The sequence below is a fragment of the Aeromonas sp. QDB68 genome, from assembly GCF_027707405.1.
Taxonomy (GTDB): Bacteria; Pseudomonadota; Gammaproteobacteria; order Enterobacterales; family Aeromonadaceae; genus Aeromonas; species Aeromonas caviae.
In genome coordinates this window covers 15,940-33,530 of sequence record NZ_JAPCIQ010000041.1, presented here as the reverse complement: position 1 = coordinate 33,530, position 17,591 = coordinate 15,940, and the positions used below count along the sequence as shown (strand labels likewise).

The 17,591-nt window shown below is 60.8% G+C and carries 17 protein-coding genes and 2 pseudogenes; 11 read left to right on the top strand and 8 right to left on the bottom strand.

Annotated elements, in window-relative coordinates; all coding sequences use genetic code 11:
- Positions 1-522 (bottom strand): RNA-guided endonuclease InsQ/TnpB family protein (locus PG892_RS13150; protein WP_223918499.1); only part of this gene is annotated, 522 nt, incomplete at its 3' end.
- A gap of 57 nt (positions 523-579) precedes the next feature.
- Between PG892_RS13150 and tnpA the strand changes: the two genes are divergently transcribed.
- The 6 genes and pseudogenes from tnpA to hdfR all read left to right on the top strand — a co-directional run bounded on the left by tnpA (position 580) and on the right by hdfR (position 3,983).
- A complete protein-coding gene (gene tnpA, locus PG892_RS13145; RefSeq protein ID WP_021141233.1) occupies positions 580-984 on the top strand; it encodes an IS200/IS605-like element ISAs26 family transposase in 405 nt (134 codons plus the stop codon).
- A 63-nt stretch (positions 985-1,047) separates the two neighbouring features.
- Positions 1,048-1,230 (top strand): annotated as a pseudogene (locus tag PG892_RS13140) (DUF1566 domain-containing protein); the annotation flags it as partial.
- Positions 1,227-1,783, top strand: a pseudogene (locus PG892_RS13135) (Lcl C-terminal domain-containing protein). The pseudogenes PG892_RS13140 and PG892_RS13135, both read left to right, overlap by 4 nt.
- 194 nt (positions 1,784-1,977) lie before the next feature.
- On the top strand, positions 1,978-2,460 hold the full coding sequence (gene eco, locus PG892_RS13130; RefSeq protein WP_010674240.1) for a serine protease inhibitor ecotin: 483 nt from the start codon (positions 1,978-1,980) through the stop codon (positions 2,458-2,460).
- A 291-nt stretch (positions 2,461-2,751) separates the two neighbouring features.
- Positions 2,752-3,108 (top strand): DUF413 domain-containing protein, encoded by a 357-nt coding sequence (locus tag PG892_RS13125; protein WP_010674239.1) that lies wholly within the window; start codon positions 2,752-2,754, stop codon positions 3,106-3,108.
- Positions 3,108-3,983 carry an HTH-type transcriptional regulator HdfR gene (gene hdfR / locus PG892_RS13120; RefSeq protein WP_039038620.1) on the top strand — a complete coding sequence of 292 codons (876 nt, stop codon included), beginning with the start codon at positions 3,108-3,110 and terminating at the stop codon, positions 3,981-3,983. The genes PG892_RS13125 and hdfR overlap by 1 nt, the downstream gene beginning before the upstream one ends.
- Positions 3,984-4,097: 114 nt before the next feature.
- On the opposite strand, the gene tyrA is transcribed toward hdfR, so the two are convergent.
- The 6 genes from tyrA to glpT form a co-directional block, all read right to left on the bottom strand.
- Complete coding sequence (tyrA, locus tag PG892_RS13115) at positions 4,098-5,237, bottom strand: bifunctional chorismate mutase/prephenate dehydrogenase (RefSeq protein ID WP_048207358.1); 1,140 nt, start codon at positions 5,235-5,237, stop codon at positions 4,098-4,100.
- A gap of 118 nt (positions 5,238-5,355) precedes the next feature.
- Positions 5,356-6,429, bottom strand: coding sequence for a 3-deoxy-7-phosphoheptulonate synthase (locus PG892_RS13110; protein WP_010674236.1), 1,074 nt, complete (start codon positions 6,427-6,429; stop codon positions 5,356-5,358).
- A 371-nt stretch (positions 6,430-6,800) separates the two neighbouring features.
- A complete protein-coding gene (gene glpQ, locus PG892_RS13105) occupies positions 6,801-7,880 on the bottom strand; it encodes a glycerophosphodiester phosphodiesterase (protein ID WP_042015914.1) in 1,080 nt (359 codons plus the stop codon).
- Positions 7,881-7,982: 102 nt separating this feature from the next.
- Positions 7,983-9,470, bottom strand: a complete 1,488-nt coding sequence (glpD, locus tag PG892_RS13100; RefSeq protein ID WP_223917204.1) for a glycerol-3-phosphate dehydrogenase — start codon at positions 9,468-9,470, stop codon at positions 7,983-7,985.
- A 450-nt stretch (positions 9,471-9,920) separates the two neighbouring features.
- The gene (locus tag PG892_RS13095; RefSeq protein WP_010674233.1) at positions 9,921-10,679 is read right to left on the bottom strand and encodes a DeoR/GlpR family transcriptional regulator; all 759 of its coding nucleotides are present in this window, start codon (positions 10,677-10,679) and stop codon (positions 9,921-9,923) included.
- A gap of 101 nt (positions 10,680-10,780) precedes the next feature.
- The gene (glpT, locus tag PG892_RS13090) at positions 10,781-12,136 is read right to left on the bottom strand and encodes a glycerol-3-phosphate transporter (RefSeq protein ID WP_161653537.1); all 1,356 of its coding nucleotides are present in this window, start codon (positions 12,134-12,136) and stop codon (positions 10,781-10,783) included.
- 490 nt (positions 12,137-12,626) lie between these two features.
- Between glpT and PG892_RS13085 the strand changes: the two genes are divergently transcribed.
- Positions 12,627-13,475 carry an MIP/aquaporin family protein gene (locus PG892_RS13085; protein WP_042880435.1) on the top strand — a complete coding sequence of 283 codons (849 nt, stop codon included), beginning with the start codon at positions 12,627-12,629 and terminating at the stop codon, positions 13,473-13,475.
- 54 nt (positions 13,476-13,529) lie between these two features.
- Positions 13,530-15,032 (top strand): glycerol kinase GlpK, encoded by a 1,503-nt coding sequence (gene glpK, locus PG892_RS13080; RefSeq protein WP_010674229.1) that lies wholly within the window; start codon positions 13,530-13,532, stop codon positions 15,030-15,032.
- Positions 15,033-15,213: 181 nt separating this feature from the next.
- Here glpK and PG892_RS13075 read toward each other — a convergent pair whose 3' ends face one another.
- Positions 15,214-16,116: a LysR substrate-binding domain-containing protein gene (locus PG892_RS13075; protein ID WP_052815814.1), complete on the bottom strand. Its 903-nt coding sequence runs from the start codon at positions 16,114-16,116 to the stop codon at positions 15,214-15,216.
- 168 nt (positions 16,117-16,284) lie between these two features.
- Here PG892_RS13075 and PG892_RS13070 point away from each other — a divergent pair, with 168 nt between their 5' ends.
- From PG892_RS13070 to PG892_RS13060, 3 genes are all read left to right on the top strand, one after another.
- Entirely contained in the window at positions 16,285-16,671 is a 387-nt protein-coding gene (locus tag PG892_RS13070) for a DUF6404 family protein (RefSeq protein ID WP_257712302.1), read from the top strand.
- 26 nt (positions 16,672-16,697) lie between these two features.
- A complete protein-coding gene (locus tag PG892_RS13065) occupies positions 16,698-17,063 on the top strand; it encodes a VOC family protein (RefSeq protein ID WP_042880989.1) in 366 nt (121 codons plus the stop codon).
- A 153-nt stretch (positions 17,064-17,216) separates the two neighbouring features.
- Entirely contained in the window at positions 17,217-17,507 is a 291-nt protein-coding gene (locus PG892_RS13060; RefSeq protein WP_257712301.1) for a putative quinol monooxygenase, read from the top strand.
- The last annotated feature ends 84 nt before the right edge of the window (positions 17,508-17,591 follow it).

Genomic DNA, 17,591 nt, shown 5'->3' with positions numbered 1-17,591 from the left:
CGTCTCCTGCTCGACCTGAAAGGAGATATACCAGTGCCCGGCTGCTTGGCTGACGGTCGCGTTTTTAATTTTCCCTTCAACTGGCTGGGACTGACGGAACTTGACCCACGCCAGCCCGGCAGGCAGCTTCACGCGACCCTTTTCAAGGCGGCAATACTTGTCGAAGTTGACGAACCGGATAGCGTCGCGGTTGTCGCTTTTTTTCTTGAATACGGGTGCCTTGGCGGCGAGTTTCTTATCAAAGCAGCGCATCCACGCGCCATGCAAATCCTTGAGCTTCTGCTGGAGGTTGTCGGTATATGCCTCGGCCAGAAAGGCCATTTCTGGGTCTTTCTTCCAACTGGTGAGCATCCTGTTCAGCTCAAAGGCAGAAGGCAGTTTTTCGCCAGCATCCAGAATGCGTTTGGTTTCTGCCAGCCCGTGATTCCAGACATAACGAGCACAACCGCCCAACTGGCGCAGGCGTTGCGCTTGTTGTTCGGTCGGTTCGAGTCGGAATTTGTAGGCTTTCAGAATTTGCATTTAGCGCTCAGTGTGTAGCATTATTGCCATATCTATTAAGCCCGATTGAGTGACAGAATGCAATTCACTAAAATTAATAAATCACGCCATGCGGCCTACGCTTTGCACGTACATTTGGTGTTTATCACCAAGTATCGAAAGCCGATATTGGGGGATCTGCATCACGCTTCCTTCGGTCAGTGTGCGGCAGAGGTTTGCAGAGATTTTGGTGCGGAACTGAAAGAGTGTGACGGAGAGGCTGATCATGTTCACATGCTGATAGAGTACGCGCCAACGGTGCAGCTATCGGTACTGGTGAACTCGTTAAAGGCGGTCACATCAAGGCGACTGCGTAATGAATTTCTGGACTTGAGAGGTGCTTACAGCAAACCCGTACTCTGGTCACGCTCTTACTTTGCGGGCTCTTGCGGCGGAGCACCGTTGGAGGTGATCAAGCAATACATTCAAAACCAGCGGGGCTGACGCCCCGGCGAAATTCCCCTCCCACCTACGTCGGAGGGAGTCCCCTTTCGCATTTAAGATGGCTTCGATGGCTATTACTGGAGCCAGACCCTGACCCCGTCCCGTCGGCTGGAGAGCGCACCTCTGAGCGCCATCGCCCACATCTTCCTCGGCGAGGACGCCGGTGCCGACTATCCCACCCCAGTTCAAAACAGCAATGACGCCAACGGTCTGCAACTGCGCCTGGTGGCCGAGGTAACCCGATGAACAAGTATCTTCTGACCCTGCTGCTCACCCTGTGCAGCCCCCTGGCACTGGCCATCGCCATCTGCGACGACGCCCTGCCCCGTACCAGCCCCACCGCCCGTTTCCAGGATCACGGCAACGGCACTGTCACCGACAGGGGCCCGGTCTGACCTGGATGCGCTGCCAGCTCGGCCAGACCTGGCGCAACCAGAGCTGCGAGGGGGAACCCACCCGCCTCTACTGGCAACAGGCACTGCAGACGGCGGAACGGATCCGCACCGAACCGAGCCATGCCCTGTATGGCTTTGGTGGTCATCACGACTGGCGCCTGCCCACCATCAAGGAGCTCGCCAGCATTCTGGAGTCCGCCTGTTACAAACCGGCATTGAACGAAACCATCTTCCCCCGCGCCATGGCCGGGAATGGCAAGGAGGTGAACGACGGCTATGTCTATCTCTGGTCTTCCACCCCGGTGCCGGCCCTTCAGGGCGTCGCTTACCTGGACATCACCAGCGGCTCCGTCGCCCAGCGCGCCCCCCGCTCTTGGGCGAAACAGGTTCTGCTGGTGAGGTGACAGCCTGGCCATGGGGGTCACTCGGCCCCCTTTTTGACACGAGGCAAGAAGCGGCAGGGTGACCCTGGCCGTCAAAAAAGCATCAAATTGCGTCATGTGATGCCTGTTCAGGGCGGTTTTGCACGCCGCAGCGCTGGCATGAAACCGGCAGAGCGGTTAGTCTAGCGGCGTTGAACCAATCCCAAGAGGTACAGATGAAAACCGTGTTGCGTTTTAGCCTGCTGGGCGCCTTGTTATTGGGTGGCCATGCCTTCGCCGCCGAACCGAAAAAATTTGATATCAGCATGTTCCCCGCCGCCGAAGTGAACCAGGAACGTGTCGTGATCCGTCTGCCAGAAGTCGAGAACGAAGCCGACATGATGGTCGAGCTGCAAGTCGGCAAGAAGATGCTGGTCGACTGCAACCTGCCCCGCTTCGCGGGCAATCTGGAACAGCACAGCGTCAAGGGCTGGGGTTACAACTACCTGACCCTGGGCCAGGTCACCGGCCCCGTCAGCACCCTGATGGCCTGCCCAGATGGCCAGAAGAAGGAGAGTTTCGTCCAGATCTACGGTCAGGGCTTCTTCGTGAACTACAACTCCAAGCTGCCCTTCGTCATCTATGTGCCCCAGGAGTACGAGGTGCGCTATCGTCTGTGGCGTGCCGACAACCTGGCACAGCCAGCCATGATTGAGTGAGTGCCGCGCACTCGGGTTCAGCTCAGTCATGATGATAAAAAGGCGCCATACGGCGCCTTATTTTTAGCTTCCGAGCCCGTTTTTGAGCGGTTTTTCCTGTACAAAATCTGACATAACTCCACTATTTTTCAGGCTTTTTTGTGCAGCGCACCGCAAAATGCCCCCTCGGGATGCGACAAACCCTGTTCGATAAAAGATATTTATTAACATAGTAAGAAAATTGATTTTGCACTCTGCGACGGCCTGATGATACTTGCCCGCAAAGGTCAAACTAACCAGAACAAGAGCACTATGAGCTTCGAATCAGACAAGCGTTTCAACGACTTCAAACATTTTCCCCGTGGCCTGCGTCGCAGTGGCGAATTCACCGTGGCCGAAGCGGACAGTCTGGAAAAATATGGCACCGTGATGCTGGCGCTCTATCAGGGCAACCTGGCCCCGCGCGATGACGTAGAAAGTGCCTTTATCGAACAGGTCAAATCCGGCGCAGCCGGCAACAACCCCCACGCCAAGGTGTGGTTCAAATACCTGAAGGTGATTGGTCCCAAGCGCGTGCACCGTCTGTGCACCGTCGCAGGCGGCGCCAATGAAGATGCGGGTGGCAGCTTTGAAGGCGGCGGTGGCGGCAGCGACGAGTCCCTCGATTAATGGATACCGAGCTGCTTCGGACCTTCATCGAGGTCAGCAAGACCCGGCACTTTGGCCGGGCGGCTGAAAATCTCTACCTGACCCAGTCGGCGGTGAGCTTCCGGATCCGCCAGCTCGAGCAGCAACTCGGGGTCAGCCTGTTTGCCCGTCATCGCAACAACATCCGCCTGACTGCCTCCGGTGAGCGTCTGCTGCCCTACGCAGACGCCATTCTGCATACTTTGGGGCGCGCCAAGCAGGACGTGGCCCTCTCCCCCGGTTTCAGCCAGCAGCTTGCCATCGGCGCCCCCGCCGTCTTCTGGGAGCTCGACTTCAACGACTGGCTCAACCATGTCTATGCCCTGGCCCCCGGCCTCGCGGTGCGCCTCGAAACCGCCTCCCGCGAGCACCTCTGTCGCCAGTTGCTGGAGCGCTCCCTCGATCTCGCCCTGCTCTCCGAGCCGACCAAGATCGACGAGATTGCCCTGCACCCCATCGGCGAGCTGGTGTTCGAACTGGTGAGCCGGGAGCCGGCCGCAAACGCCGACAGCCTGATGCAGATGCCCCACATTCATCTCGACTGGGGCACCAGCTTCGAACCGCCATCGAGCCGATTGCAGAGCCTGCAGAAGACCCCGGTGCTGCATTCAAGCTCCGCCAGCATGGCCCTGCAATTCGTGCTGGCCAACGGTGGCGCCGCCTACCTGCCAAGGCGCATGGTGAGCCCCTTCCTGGAGCAGGGGCAGCTTCATCTGGTGGAAGGGGGCCAATCCCTGAGCCGCCCGCTCTACCTCGCCTATCTGGAGAAATCCGACCGCCGGGAGCTGATCGATCAGCTGCTCACCCTGCCGCTGGGCTGGCATGACGCCGACTTGCGTCAACCGCCTGCCGAATGAAAGAGGGCGATTTCACGCCCAGACCTGTGTTTTCATCTACCTTGGTTATCGGTGCAGCACAAACAACATTAAAAAGGGGCCATCAGGCCCCTTTTGTATGGATGTCTTTGTGCATCAGCCGTGATGACGACGGTCGTTGGCCTGGGCCAGCAGGGTGCGACTCTCGCGCAGGAACTCCTCCGCCCGCTCGCCGAAGAAGCCGGAGACCTGGCTGAAGGCCTCGATGAAGCCCTCCCTGTCGCCCCGCTCCAGCAGGCCCAGCGCCTCGCCGAAGTTCTGGTAGTAACGACGGATCATCGCGAGGTTCTGCGGCGACGACAGTATGATGTCGGCGTAGAGGTGGGGATCCTGGGCAAACAGCCGTCCCACCATGGCCAGCTCCAGCCGGTAGATGGGAGAGCTTAAGGCAAGCAGGCGGTCGATGTTGGCCTGCTCCCGGGAGAGGTGCCAGCCGTAGGCGAAGGTAGCAAAGTGGCGCAGCGCCTGAATGAAGGTCATCGCCTCGTCGTGGGCCTTGGCCTCCACCTGCTGCAAACGCGCCCCCCAGATGGTCATCTGCTCCAACAGCCACTGGCTGGCGGCGGGCTCGCGCCCCTGACAGCAGACGATCACCTGCTTGGCGAGGCTCGCCACGTCCGGCCCGAACATGGGGTGCAGCCCCAGCACCGGCCCCTGGTGTACCGCCAGCATATGGGCAAGCGGTTCACTCTTGACGCTGGTCACGTCCACCAGCAGGCAGTCCGCCGGCAGGTTGCCGAGCCGGTCGATCACCTGGCAGGTGACGTCGATGGGCACCGCCACCATCACCAGCCCGGCGCCGTGCAGGATCTCGTCGGCGCGTGGCCAATCGGCCTGACCCAGGGTTTCGACCCGGTAGCCCGAGAGGCTGAACAGGTTGCCGAACAGGCGGCCAAGCTGCCCCTGGCCACCGATGATCACCACCTTGCCGAGCTCAGGCTTCATGCACTTGAAGTGGTGCTCCTTGTCGCTGGCGGACTCCAGAATATAGGACTCGCGCATCACCCGGCGCAGCACATCCTCGATAAGGTCCCCCGGCACCCCCAGTGCCTCGGCCTCGGCGCGGCGGCGGGCCAGCATGCTCGCCTCCCGATCCGGCGCGTAGATGGGCAGGCCGTGCCGGCTCTTCACTTCCCCCACTTCCCCCACCAGGGCGAGACGGGCAGCCAGCAGATCAATCAGCTGCTTGTCCACCGCATCTATCTTGTCCCTGAGGGCATTCAACTCTTCCGCCATGTCCAGTCCCTGCTGGCGCCGCCCGCAGCGACGCCCTGTCATTCAAGAGGCAACAAGGTATCACTGCGTGGGCCGTGATACCTCGATGGTTCAATCAGTTACAACAAGATACCACGGCTTATGCCGATGTTCTGGCCAAAAGTGGTGCCGCCAGCTGGCTGTGGCAGCGGGCCAGCAGCGCATCCGTGGTCTCCCAGTCGATGCAGGCATCGGTGATGGAGACGCCGTAGCGCATCTCGCACTTGGGCTGCTCGCTGGACTGGTTGCCTTCGAACAGGTTGGATTCGAGCATCACCCCGATGATGGAGCGGTTGCCCTCCTGGATCTGGTGAATGACGTTGTCGGCCACCTTGGGCTGCAGCCGGTGATCCTTGCTGGAGTTGCCGTGGCTGCAATCCACCACCAGACCGGGCAGCAAACCCGCCTTCTCCAGCGCCTCTTCCGCCAGCGACACATTGACCGAGTCGTAGTTCGGGTGCTTGCCGCCGCGCAGGATCACATGACCATCCGGGTTACCCTGGGTCTGCAGCAGCGCGACCTGACCCTGCTGGTTGATCCCCATGAAAGCGTGGGGGCTGGAGGCCGCCTGCAGCGCATTGATGGCGGTGCCGAGGTTGCCGTCGGTGCCGTTCTTGAAGCCGACCGGCATGGAGAGGCCGGACGCCATCTCCCTGTGGGTCTGGGATTCGGTGGTGCGGGCACCGATGGCCGACCAAGAGAAGAGCTCCGCCAGGTATTGCGGGCTGATGGGGTCGAGCGCCTCGGTGGCCAGCGGCAACTCCAGCTCGGCCAGCCAGCAGAGCAGCTCGCGGGCGCGGTGCAGACCCAGCTCCACGTCAAAGGTGCCATCCAGGTTCGGATCGTTGATAAAGCCCTTCCAGCCGACCGTGGTGCGCGGCTTCTCAAAGTAGACCCGCATGACAATGTAGAGAGAGTCCTGATAGGCGTCATGCAGCGCTTTGAGTCTGGTTGCGTACTCTTTGGCGGCGTCCATGTCGTGGATGGAGCAGGGACCACAGATCACCAGCAGGCGGTGATCGCGACGGTGGATAATGTCGGCGATGGTATTGCGGGCCCCTTGCACGAATGCCAACGCGCGATCGGAGATGGGCAGTTTCTCCTTGAGCTGGGCAGGCGTGATCATCACTTGTTCGGACTGGATATGGATGTTGTTCAGGGGATCTCTTTGCATCTTCTCATTCTCTCTACTGTTTCAAGCCAAGGGCGCTAACCGTATATTTTTATTTACACAAGTCAGCACTTTGTTACGCAACCGCCCCCACCTTACCAAGGAAAAACAAACAATCAAGTGAAACTAGCGTATTTGCACGCTGGCAGATGGATAAATGACCAAGAATGCAGAGTGAAACAACTCAAAAGTAGCGACTCGCAAGGCCAGAACAGCCTCAAATCGTAAACATTTAATTACACCCATCCATTTCAATATCATCTCTCTGCCCCCTCTCATGACCCCTTATCCGGCCCCTCATCCCGGCGATAATGCCGGGCACAAAAAAGCGGGGCACCTGGCCCCGCTTGCATGCCCGTGTTGCTCTTCTTTTATTATTTGCCGTGAGCCTTGATAGCCTCGACCGCCTTGTCGGGGAAGTCGCTGAATACCCCGTCCACATCGGCCTGGTAGAGGAAGATGTTGAGCAGGTCGGTGAAGTCTTTCGCATAGGCCGGGATCTGCCCCTCATCCTGACGGAAGGTATAAGGATGCACCTTGAGGCCGGCCGCATGGGCCTCTTTCACCATGCCGGTGAAGACCGGCTTGCCAGGAGTACCCGGCTCGGTCACCACCATGGGTTTCCAGGGACCTATCCCCTCGGCATAGGTGGCGATGGTCTTCATGGCCCCCGGCTTGAACATCCAGTCGTAGTCATAGGGGGTCGCCTTGCCCTTGGCGTCGTAGACCATGGTCTCGTTCCAGTCGGTCTCGGCCATCAGCTGCACCAGCTTGAGATCCATGCCCATGGCGGGCATCAGCTCGCCGTTGATGCGCTTGAGCTCGTTGGCATCGAAGCACTGCAGATAGACCTTGTCGCTCTTGCTGGTGTAGCCGTACTCCTTCAGTACCTTGAGCACCGCCCTGGAGATGTCCTTGCCTTCGTGGCGGAACAGCCAGGGAGCCTTGATCTCCGGGTAGATGCCGATGTGCTTGCCGGTGCTCTTGTTGAGCCCCTGGATCATCTCGATCTCTTCCTGGAAGGTGTGGATCCTGAAGCTCGACTTCCACAGCGGGAAGCGCGCCGGATAGACCGGCACCTGCTTGCCGTCCACCAGTTGGAACGGCTCGGTCATGCGCAGGGAGCGCACCTCGTCCAGGGTGAAATCCACCACATAGTAGCGACCGTCCGGGCGGGCCCGGCCGGGAAAGCGCTCGGCCACGTCCGTGATGCCATCGAGGAAGTGATCGTGCATCACCACCAGCTGGTCATCCTTGGTCATCACCAAGTCCTGCTCCAGATAGTCGGCGCCCATGCCATAGGCCAGGGCCTTGGATTCCAGGGTGTGTTCCGGCAGGTAACCGGAGGCACCACGGTGGGCGATCACGATTTTGCCTTCGTCGGCCGCCAGTGCGGGCAGCGCCAGGGCAGCCCCGAGGCCAAGGGCTATCAGGGTACGGTGAGGTTGCTTCATCAAGAGATCTCGTTGTTATGGTGTGTAGGATGCAGGTAATTGTTATAGCAGGGGTTTATTGCAGTTTGACGGCGGGCGGCAAAGGCCGCCCGCCATGGGTCATCAGCAGGCTTCGGGCAGGGCGTGGTGGTGCTCGAGCAGCCAGGCACCGAGCTGCTGCTGTTCGGATTCAGACAGGCGCAGCCCCAGCTTGCTGCGGCGCCACAGAATGTCTTCCAGGCTGCAGGCCCATTCGCGCGCGATAAGGTAACGCACTTCAGATTCATACAGCCCGGCACCAAAGTGCTGGCCGCGCTCCTCCTTCAGCCAGAGGCGGGCATGAGCGCCATAGGATTCGGCGATGCGCAGGGCGCTGCGATCGTCGAGCCAGCCGAATTCCAGCGCAAAGGCACGCGCCAGTTCACGCACCGAGCAGTCGAACTCGCCACCGGGCAGCCGGCAGGAGGCGGTCCAGTCCTCTCCCATCTGGCTGAACCAGGGCTTGAGCTTGTTGCAGGCGGCCTGGGCCAGCTTGCGGTAGGTGGTGAGCTTGCCGCCAAACACCGACAACAGCGGCGCGCCGTCGGATTCACCACTGAGCTCGAGCGTGTAGTCCCGGGTCACCGCCTGGGGTGAATCGGACTCGTCGTCACACAGGGGGCGCACCCCGGCATAGGTCCACACCACGTCTGCCGGGCTTATCTGCCTGGTGAAGTGGGCATTGACCACCTTGCACAGATAGTTGATCTCGGCATCGCTGATCTTGGCCTCCCGCGGGCTGCCCTTGTGCTCCACGTCCGTGGTGCCGATGAGGGAATAGTCCTGCTGGTAGGGGATGACGAAGACGATGCGGTTGTCCTCGTTTTGCAGGATGTAGGCCTCTTCGCGCTCATGGATGCGCGGCACTATCATGTGGCTCCCCTTGATGAGGCGAATGCCGCGGGGGGATTTCTCGCTCAGGTTCTCGTCATAGAAGGTCTTGACCCAGGGGCCCGCCGCATTGACCAGACCACGGCAGCTGACGGTGAACTGCTCGCCCCCTTCCCGCTCCAGCGTCAGGGTCCAGTGCTTGGATCCGCGCACCGCCTTGACGCAGCGGGTACGGGTCTGCACATCGGCGCCCTTGTCCCGCGCCAGCATGGCATTGAGCACCACCAGCCGGGCGTCGTCGACCCAGGCATCCGAGTATTCAAAGCCCTTTTTGATGCCGCTCTTGAGACCGTCCTGTGGCAGGAAGCGCAGGCCGCAGCTCCCCTTGAGCTTGTCCCGCTTGGCCAGGTTGTCATAAAGGAAGAGACCGGCTCGGATCATCCAGGCCGGACGCAGGTGCGGGCGATGAGGCAGACGAAAACGCATGGGACGGGCGATGTGGGGAGCCATGCCGAGCAGGACCTCCCGTTCCGCCAGCGCCTCTTTCACCAGCCGGAATTCGTAATGTTCGAGATAGCGCAGGCCGCCGTGGATCAGCTTGCTGGAGTTGGACGAGGTGGCAGAGGCGAGATCGCTCGCCTCGAACAGCGCCACCTTCAGCCCCCGCCCCGCCGCATCTGCCGCGATGCCGACCCCGTTGATGCCGCCGCCGACGACGACCAGATCATAATGTTCGCTCATGTTCACCTACTTTCTTATTTTGTGTTTGCCATGACAGCAATGTTTGATTTCGCTCATATTAGAACATGAAAAACCAATAAACGAACATTTCGTGAGAGAAATGTGATCGCGATTGTTTTCACAATGCTAAAAATGCTGCCAGTCGGTGACGGCCTGGCAAGGCTAAGGTCTGCCGGAAACAGCCATTTTGGGCAGGGAGGAGAACAAAGAGTCCCGGATGGGGGCGCCCATGAAGCAAGGTGATGAACGCGATGGCGTGAATCCCTCGCAGGCGCCTAGCGTCGGTGCAAACGTGGCGCCCGAGTGCGGGAGCAACATCAGGGGGTCAAAGAAGGAGTGTCAGCGCCAGGAACTGGCCTCTTAAGCGCCGCAAGGGAGACGCCGCAGGCCGGGAGGGGGCAGAAAAAAAAGCGGCCGCCCCGAGGCGGCCTGATGCCTGTGCGGGGAAGCTCAGCAGATATGGCAGGCGATCTGATGCTGGGACATCAGTCGCATCAGCTTCTCCGGCGGCTCCTGATCCGTGAACAGGGCGTGGATCTGGTTGAGGTTGCCGAGGTTGACCATGGCGTTGCGGCCAAACTTGGTATGGTCGGCGGCCAGGAACACCTGGCGGGAGTGGGCGATGATGGCCTGGGCGATCTTCACCTCGTGATAGTCGAAATCGAGCAGGGAGCCGTCGCTGTCGATGCCCGAGATGCCGATGACGCCGTAGTCCATGCGAAACTGGCCGATGAAGTCGCGGGTCGCCTCCCCGACAATGCCGCCATCCCGGTTGCGGATCTCGCCGCCGGCGATGATGACGGTGAAGTCATCCTTGGCGGTCAGGATGCTGGCGACGTTCAGGTTGTTGGTGACCACGCGCAGCTCCCGGTGGTCGAGCAGGGCCCGGGCGATGGCCTCGGTGGTGGTGCCGATGTCGATAAAGAGCGACGAGCCGTCGGGGATGTTGGCGGCCACTTCCCGGGCGATGCGCTCCTTCTCCTTGAGCTGCATCACCTTACGGGCACTGTAGGCGGTGTTGACGGTGCTCGAATGCAGTGAGGCCCCGCCGTGATGGCGCCGGATCTTGTTCTGTTCGGCGAGATCGTTGAGATCCCGGCGAATGGTCTGGGGGCTGACGTCAAAATGGGTCACCAGATCGTCAGTCGAGACGAAACCCTGCCGGGTCAGGACGTCCAGGATCTCCAGATGTCGTTGGGTTTGCTTCACGCTTGCACTCCGCAGATGAGACGAAAAAAGGCCCCGGCAGGTGCGGGGCCTTTGGCAGTGTACCTGATCCCTTTTCCAATCGATAAGGGCAGGATCACGTTTTATGCCTTATGGACAGCCGCCTTGGCGGCAATCGACTCGTTCTCATGCTTGAGGGTCATGGCCAGCAGGATGATGGAGAGCACGCAAGAGACGGTGAGCACCATGAAGCCGCCGTCCCAGCCGAAGTGGTCAACGGTATAGCCCAGCATGGCGTTGGCCGCGACCGCGCCACCCAGATAACCGAACAGGCCGGTGAAGCCCGCCGCGGTACCGGCCGCCTTCTTGGGCGCCAGCTCCAGGGCGTAGAGGCCGATCAGCATGACGGGGCCATAGATGAGGAAGCCGATGGCGACCAGGGCCATCATGTCGATGGTCGGGTTGCCCGCCGGGTTGAACCAGTAGACCAGCACGGAAAGGGTCACCAGCACCATGAACAGGATGCCTGCCGGGGCGCGGCGGCCCTTGAACATCTTGTCGGAGATCCAGCCACACAGCAGGGTGCCCGGGATCCCCGCCCACTCATAGAGGAAGTAGGCCCAGGAGGAGTGATCCACGCTGAAGTCCTTGGCCTCTTTCAGATAGGTGGGCGCCCAGTCCAGCACGCCGTAACGGATGAGGTAGACGAAGGCGTTGGCGATGGCGATGTACCAGAGCAGCTTGTTGTGCAGCACGTACTTCATGAAGATCTCCTTGGCGGAGAACTCCTGCTCGTGGCTTTCGTTGTAATCCTTCGGGTAGTCGTTCTTGTACTCCTCGATGGGGGGCAGACCGACCGATTGCGGGGTATCGCGCATCACGAAGAAGGCGATCACCGCGATGGCCGCCGCCGCCGCCGCAGGCACATAGAAGGCGCTGCGCCAGTCGTTGAACCAGCCCATGCCGAGGATGAACAGGGGGCCTATCATGCCGCCGCCCACGTTGTGGGCCACGTTCCAGACCGAGACGATCTCACCCCGCTCCTTCTGCGACCACCAGTGCACCATGGTACGGCCGCAGGGGGGCCAGCCCATGCCCTGTGCCCAGCCGTTCAGGAACAGGAGCACGAACATGATGCCAATGCTGGAGGTAGCCCAGTGCATGGTCCCCATCATGAACATGATGCCTGCCGAGAGCAGCAGACCGGCGGAGAGGAAGTAGCGCGCGTTGGATCTGTCCGACACGTTCCCCATCAGGAATTTGGAGAGACCGTAGGCGATGGAGACGCCGGAGAGGGCCAGACCCAGATCCCCGCGGGAGAAGCCCTGCTCGATGAGGTAGGGCATCGCCAGACTGAAGTTTTTCCGTACCAGGTAGTAACCCGCATACCCGAAGAAGATCCCGAAGAACACCTGCCAACGCATGCGTTTGTAGAAGGGATCCACCTTGTCGGCCGGCAGCCGGTCGATATGGGGTGCAGGCCTGAAGAGACTAAGCATGTTCTGCTTCCTTTTATTGTTGTTCTGGGCGGTTGAGGACGCCCCGCTCATGCCGGCGATCAGACGCGTCTTGATTCGCAAGCGAGCCTATTGTGCTCATTTGTGAACATTTAATCTGTGATGAGCGCTAAATTATTGCAGTTTTATTACAAAAATTGTGACGCAGTGAGTGAACGCGCATCCAGGGTCAGCCCACGCATGGCGTGGCTTTTGGCTACTCACTAAGGAGTAATATGGCCGACAACTGTTGCTTTTCGTCACATTTTCTTAGCAATGAATGGGATCTTGCCCACATTTCCGGTGGCGGGGGTATGGTGAATTGACGCAGAAGGTTTATTTTCTCTCTCGTCCAAGAACGAGCGCAAACGAGCATAACGTTTGCGCAAGCTCAAAAAACAAGAAGAAACGTTTTCGGGCGCAATGAATGGGAATGAAAGATAACAAAACGGAACATCAAACCTACTCTGGGTGGATATAAGGAATAACAACTATGAGCATACAAAGACCCAATACCCTGCTTGGCGAGTGCCTTGCCGAGTTTATCGGCACCGGCCTGCTGATCTTCTTCGGCGTCGGCTGCGTGGCCGCCCTGGTGCTGGCTGGCGCCAACTTCGGGCAATGGGAAATCTCCATTACCTGGGGCCTGGGTGTCGCCATCGCCATCTATGTCACCGGTGGCATCTCCGGTGCCCACCTCAACCCTGCCGTGACCCTGGCGCTGATGACCTTCTGCGGCTTTGACAAGCGCAAGGTGGTGCCCTTCATCATCGCCCAGATAGCCGGGGCCTTCGCCTCCGCCGCCCTGGTCTACGCCCTCTACAGCAACCTGTTCACCCAGTGGGAGCTGACCCACAACGTGGTGCGCGGCAGCGTCGAGAGCCTCGGTACCGCAGGCATCTTCTCCACCTACCCCAATGCCCTGCTCTCCAACATGCAGGCTTTCGCGGTCGAGATGGTGATCACCGCCGTCCTGATGCTGGGCATCATGGCACTGGGTGACAACAACAACGGCGCCCCCAAAGGCTTCGCCGCCGCCCTGCTCATCGGCATCCTGATCGCGGTGATCGGCGCCTCCCTCGGCCCCTTGACCGGCTTTGCCATGAACCCGGCCCGTGATTTCGGCCCCAAACTGTTCGCCTTCGTGGCTGGCTGGGGTGACGTGGCCCTGACCGGTGGTCGTGACAACCCCTACTTCTGGGTCCCCATCCTTGGCCCCATCGTCGGCGCCCAGATCGGTACCGCCCTGTATGTGAAAGTGCTGGCTCCCTGCGTCCCGGGCAACCGCGTCGCCACCGAAGAAGCCTCCAAGCTGTCTAACAAAGAAGAGGCCGCCGCCTGAGAGCGGCCCTCCCCAACGTGTAACAACGTGGAAAATAAAAACGTGGAGAACATCATGTCTGCTGAAAAGAAATTTGTCGTTGCGCTGGACCAGGGCACCACCTCTTCCCGTGCCATTGTCTTCGATCAGGACGCCAACATCGTCGCGACCTCCCAGCGCGAATTCACCCAGCACTACCCGAAAGCGGGCTGGGTCGAGCACGACCCCATGGAGATCTGGGCGACCCAGTCCTCCGTCTTCACCGAAGTGCTGGCCAAGAGCGGCCTGCACAGCGAGCAGATCGCCGCCATCGGCATCACCAACCAGCGTGAAACCACCGTCGTCTGGGAAAAGGCCACCGGCAAGCCCATCTACAACGCCATCGTCTGGCAGTGCCGCCGCACCGCGGCCATCTGTGAAGAACTCAAGGCCCGGGGCCTTGAAGAGTACGTTCGCGAAAACACCGGCCTGGTGCTGGATGCCTACTTCTCCGGTACCAAGGTGAAGTGGATCCTGGACAACGTGGAAGGGGCCCGGGAGAAGGCAATGAACGGCGAGCTGCTGTTCGGCACCATCGACACCTGGCTGGTGTGGAAGATGACCAACGGCGAGGTGCACGTCACCGACCCGACCAACGCCTCGCGCACCATGCTCTACAACATCCGCGACCTGAAGTGGGATGAGCGCATGCTGGACGAGCTGGGCATCCCCGCCTCCATGCTGCCGCAAGTCAAACCCTCCTCCGAGGTCTATGGCTACACCACCCGTGGCGGCGGCGCCCGCATCCCCATCGCCGGTATCGCCGGTGACCAGCAGTCCGCCCTGTTCGGCCAGCTCTGCTTCGAAAAAGGGATGGCCAAGAACACCTACGGTACCGGCTGCTTCATGCTGATGAACACCGGCACCGAGCCGGTTCGCTCCAGCAACGGCCTGCTGACCACGGTCGCCATCGGCCCGAAAGGGGAAGTGAATTATGCCCTCGAGGGTGCGGTATTTATGGGTGGCGCCACCATCCAGTGGCTGCGCGATGAGCTCAAGATCATCCACGATGCCCGCGACACCGACTACTTCGCCTCCAAGGTTGGCGACACCAACGGCGTCTACCTGGTACCGGCCTTCGTCGGTCTGGGCGCCCCCTACTGGGATCCGTATGCTCGCGGCACCATGGTCGGCCTGACCCGTGGCGCCAACCGCAACCACATCATCCGTGCCGCGCTGGAATCCATCGCCTACCAGAGCCGCGACGTGCTGGATGCCATGCAGCAGGACTCCGGCATCAAGCTGGCAGCCCTGAAGGTGGATGGCGGCGCCGTGGCCAACGACTTCCTGATGCAGTTCCAGGCTGACATGATGCACACCCCTGTGGTGCGTCCGACCCGCATCGAGACCACCGCCATGGGCGCCGCCTTCCTGGCCGGCCTCGCCGTGGGCTTCTGGAAGAGCTCTGAAGAGCTGGAAGACAAGTTCAGCGTGGACCGCGAGTTCATTCCGCAGATGGACCGTGACGATCGCGCCAAGCGCTACAGCGGCTGGAAGAAGGCGGTGGAACGTTCACGCCGCTGGGCCGAAGAGGAGTGATGGGGTAACCGACGCGTCCTTGAGATGAAGAAAGCAAAGAGGCCGACAGCGATGTCGGCCTCTTTTTATTGGCGAGCACGACTGTTCTGACCGCCCCCGATCCCAGCCCTTCCCTTGCCAAGGGGTGGGAGAAAATGACCCCTCCCCCTCGTGGAGGGGGTTGGAACTGTCGACATGCCCTCTACAACGCCTCAGCACCGAGCTGCTCTTTCAGGAAATCGAGCCAGACCCGCAGCCGGATGTCCCGCTGGGCATCGGAGTAGAAGACCGCATGGATGGGGCGCGAGGCGCCGCTGTTGCTGCGGGCCAGCACCTCCACCAGCGCCCCGCTCGCCCTGTCATCCCCCGTCATGAAGTCCGACAGGCAGACGATCCCCTGCCCCGCCAGCGCCAGCTGACGCAAGGTTTCCCCGCTGCTGGCCCGCAGGGTCGGGGTGATGGCGAACCTGTCCCCCTGCTCCTCGCTCAATAGGGGCCAATGATTGAGGTGATCGGGGTGCAAAAAACCGAGCAGCTCGTGGCCCGCCAGCAAGTCAGCCGGCTGGCGCGGGGTACCGCGTGCCTTCAGATAGCCGGGGGAGGCCAGCAGCCGCAGCCGCGAGCGGCCCAGCGGCAGGGCCCGCAGGGAGGAGTCCGTCAGCTCGCCGATGCGAATGGCCATGTCCACCCGCCGCTCCATCAGGTTGATGAAGCCCTCGGAGCTGTGCAGTTGCAGCTCGATGGCGGGGTAGCGGCGGCGAAACTCGCCGATGATGGGCACCAATCTATGCAGGATGAAGGGGGTGGCGGCGTCCACCCGCAATATGCCCTCCGGCTGCTCCCGGCGCATCAGCAGCAACCCTTCCGCCTCGCTCATCTCGGTCAGGATCTTCACCGCCCGCTGATAGAACCAGCTCCCCTCCTCGGTCAGGCTGACCCGGCGGGTGGTGCGGTTGAGGAGCACGGTGGCGAGCTTCTCTTCGAGACGCTTGATGCCGCGGCTCACCACGGAATTATCCATGCCGAGATTCTCCGCCGCCTGGCGAAAGCTGCCCGCCTCCACCACCGCCACAAACAGGGTCAATTCATCGGAATGGGTCTTCATTGCTGTCATCCTGGCAAGAGTAATGGGTCTTTATAGGTGCAATGGCCGGGAGTTGGCAAGACAGGCGTCGCTTCGTATCGTGACGCACCACCTGTTTTATCTGCGCCCTTGCCAGTACAATGCCGCCAACCGGCACCGTATGGCGCCACACTATGACAGGGACGATCCATGACATTCGACAACAGGCTGGCCGCCGCCCATCGGGAGTTGGCCGAGAAGGGCGTGCAAACGCTCAACTACAACCCGCCGATCATCTGGCTGCTGCGAAAGGCGGGGTTCACCATCAGGCCGCCCCACTACGAACGCTTTCTGATCAACGTTCTTGCCCTGGGATTCCCCATCGGCGCTATCTGGGGGGTGTTGATGTGGTGCCTCGGCTGGCAGGATGAGGTGAGCCCGGGGTTTGCCCTGCGCCAGAGCCTGCTGTTTGGCATCGGGCTCGGTCTGCTGATGGGGACCTGGTTTTGGTTTAGGCGCAAGCAGCTCAAGCTGACCCCCTGGGACGCCTTGCCCCACTCCACAAGCCCCACGCAAAAGCGCTGGCAACCGAAATAACCACCGATATCGACAAGGAAACCCTTATGACCAGGGCCCATGAAAAACTGAACTATGTGGAATTTGCGGCCAGGGATCTTGCCGCCACCAAAGCCTTCTTCACCGCCGCCTTTGGCTGGCAGTTTGCCGACTACGGCCCCGATTATTGCGCCTTCGAAGGGGAAGGGCTGGATGGCGGCTTCTACCGCACCGAACTGTGCAGCCAGAGTGCTCAGGGCGGGGCGCTCCTGGTGTTCTACAGCGCCGATATCGAGGCGACCCAGAGCAAGGTAGCCGGCGCAGGGGGCACCATAGTGCGCCCCCTGTTCGATTTTCCCGGTGGCCGCCGCTTTCACTTTGTCGAGCCCAGCGGCAATGAATTTGCGGTCTGGTCCGAACCGGCCAGCGCCTGATAATACTCCGCCCTCCCCTGGCCCACCTGCACCACGACCAGCCATGGGGAGGCCACATTGCTGCACTCACCTCAATAGTGTTTTGCGACTGCTGCCCTGTATCCCCCAGTCTGGGGCGGGCATACTGACTCCCGTCTTAACGAGGAGGTTCAGATGCCATCCCCCCTGATCGTGATTGCCCAGCTTAACGCCAAACCCGAATTCGCCGCCCAGTTTCGCACCGCCCTCGAGCTGCTGATCGCCGCTACCCTGCAAGAGCCGGGGTGCCTTCGCTACCAGTTGCACCAGAGCCTGGAGAGCCCCCACAGCTGGATGCTGTACGAGGAGTGGGAGAGTGAAGCAGCCCTCAGCGCCCACCAGCAGCAGCCCCATTTTCTCGCCTTCGTGGCCGACACCCAGGAGTGGTTTGCCAGCAGCCTGGTGCGCCGCTATCACAGGGTCTGAGGCTGCCGGCGCCCTCCCCGCCGGATCTGCACCGCAGGCCCGGCAAACAGACAAAGCATTGAGCGTAGAAACACTAACCTGAGG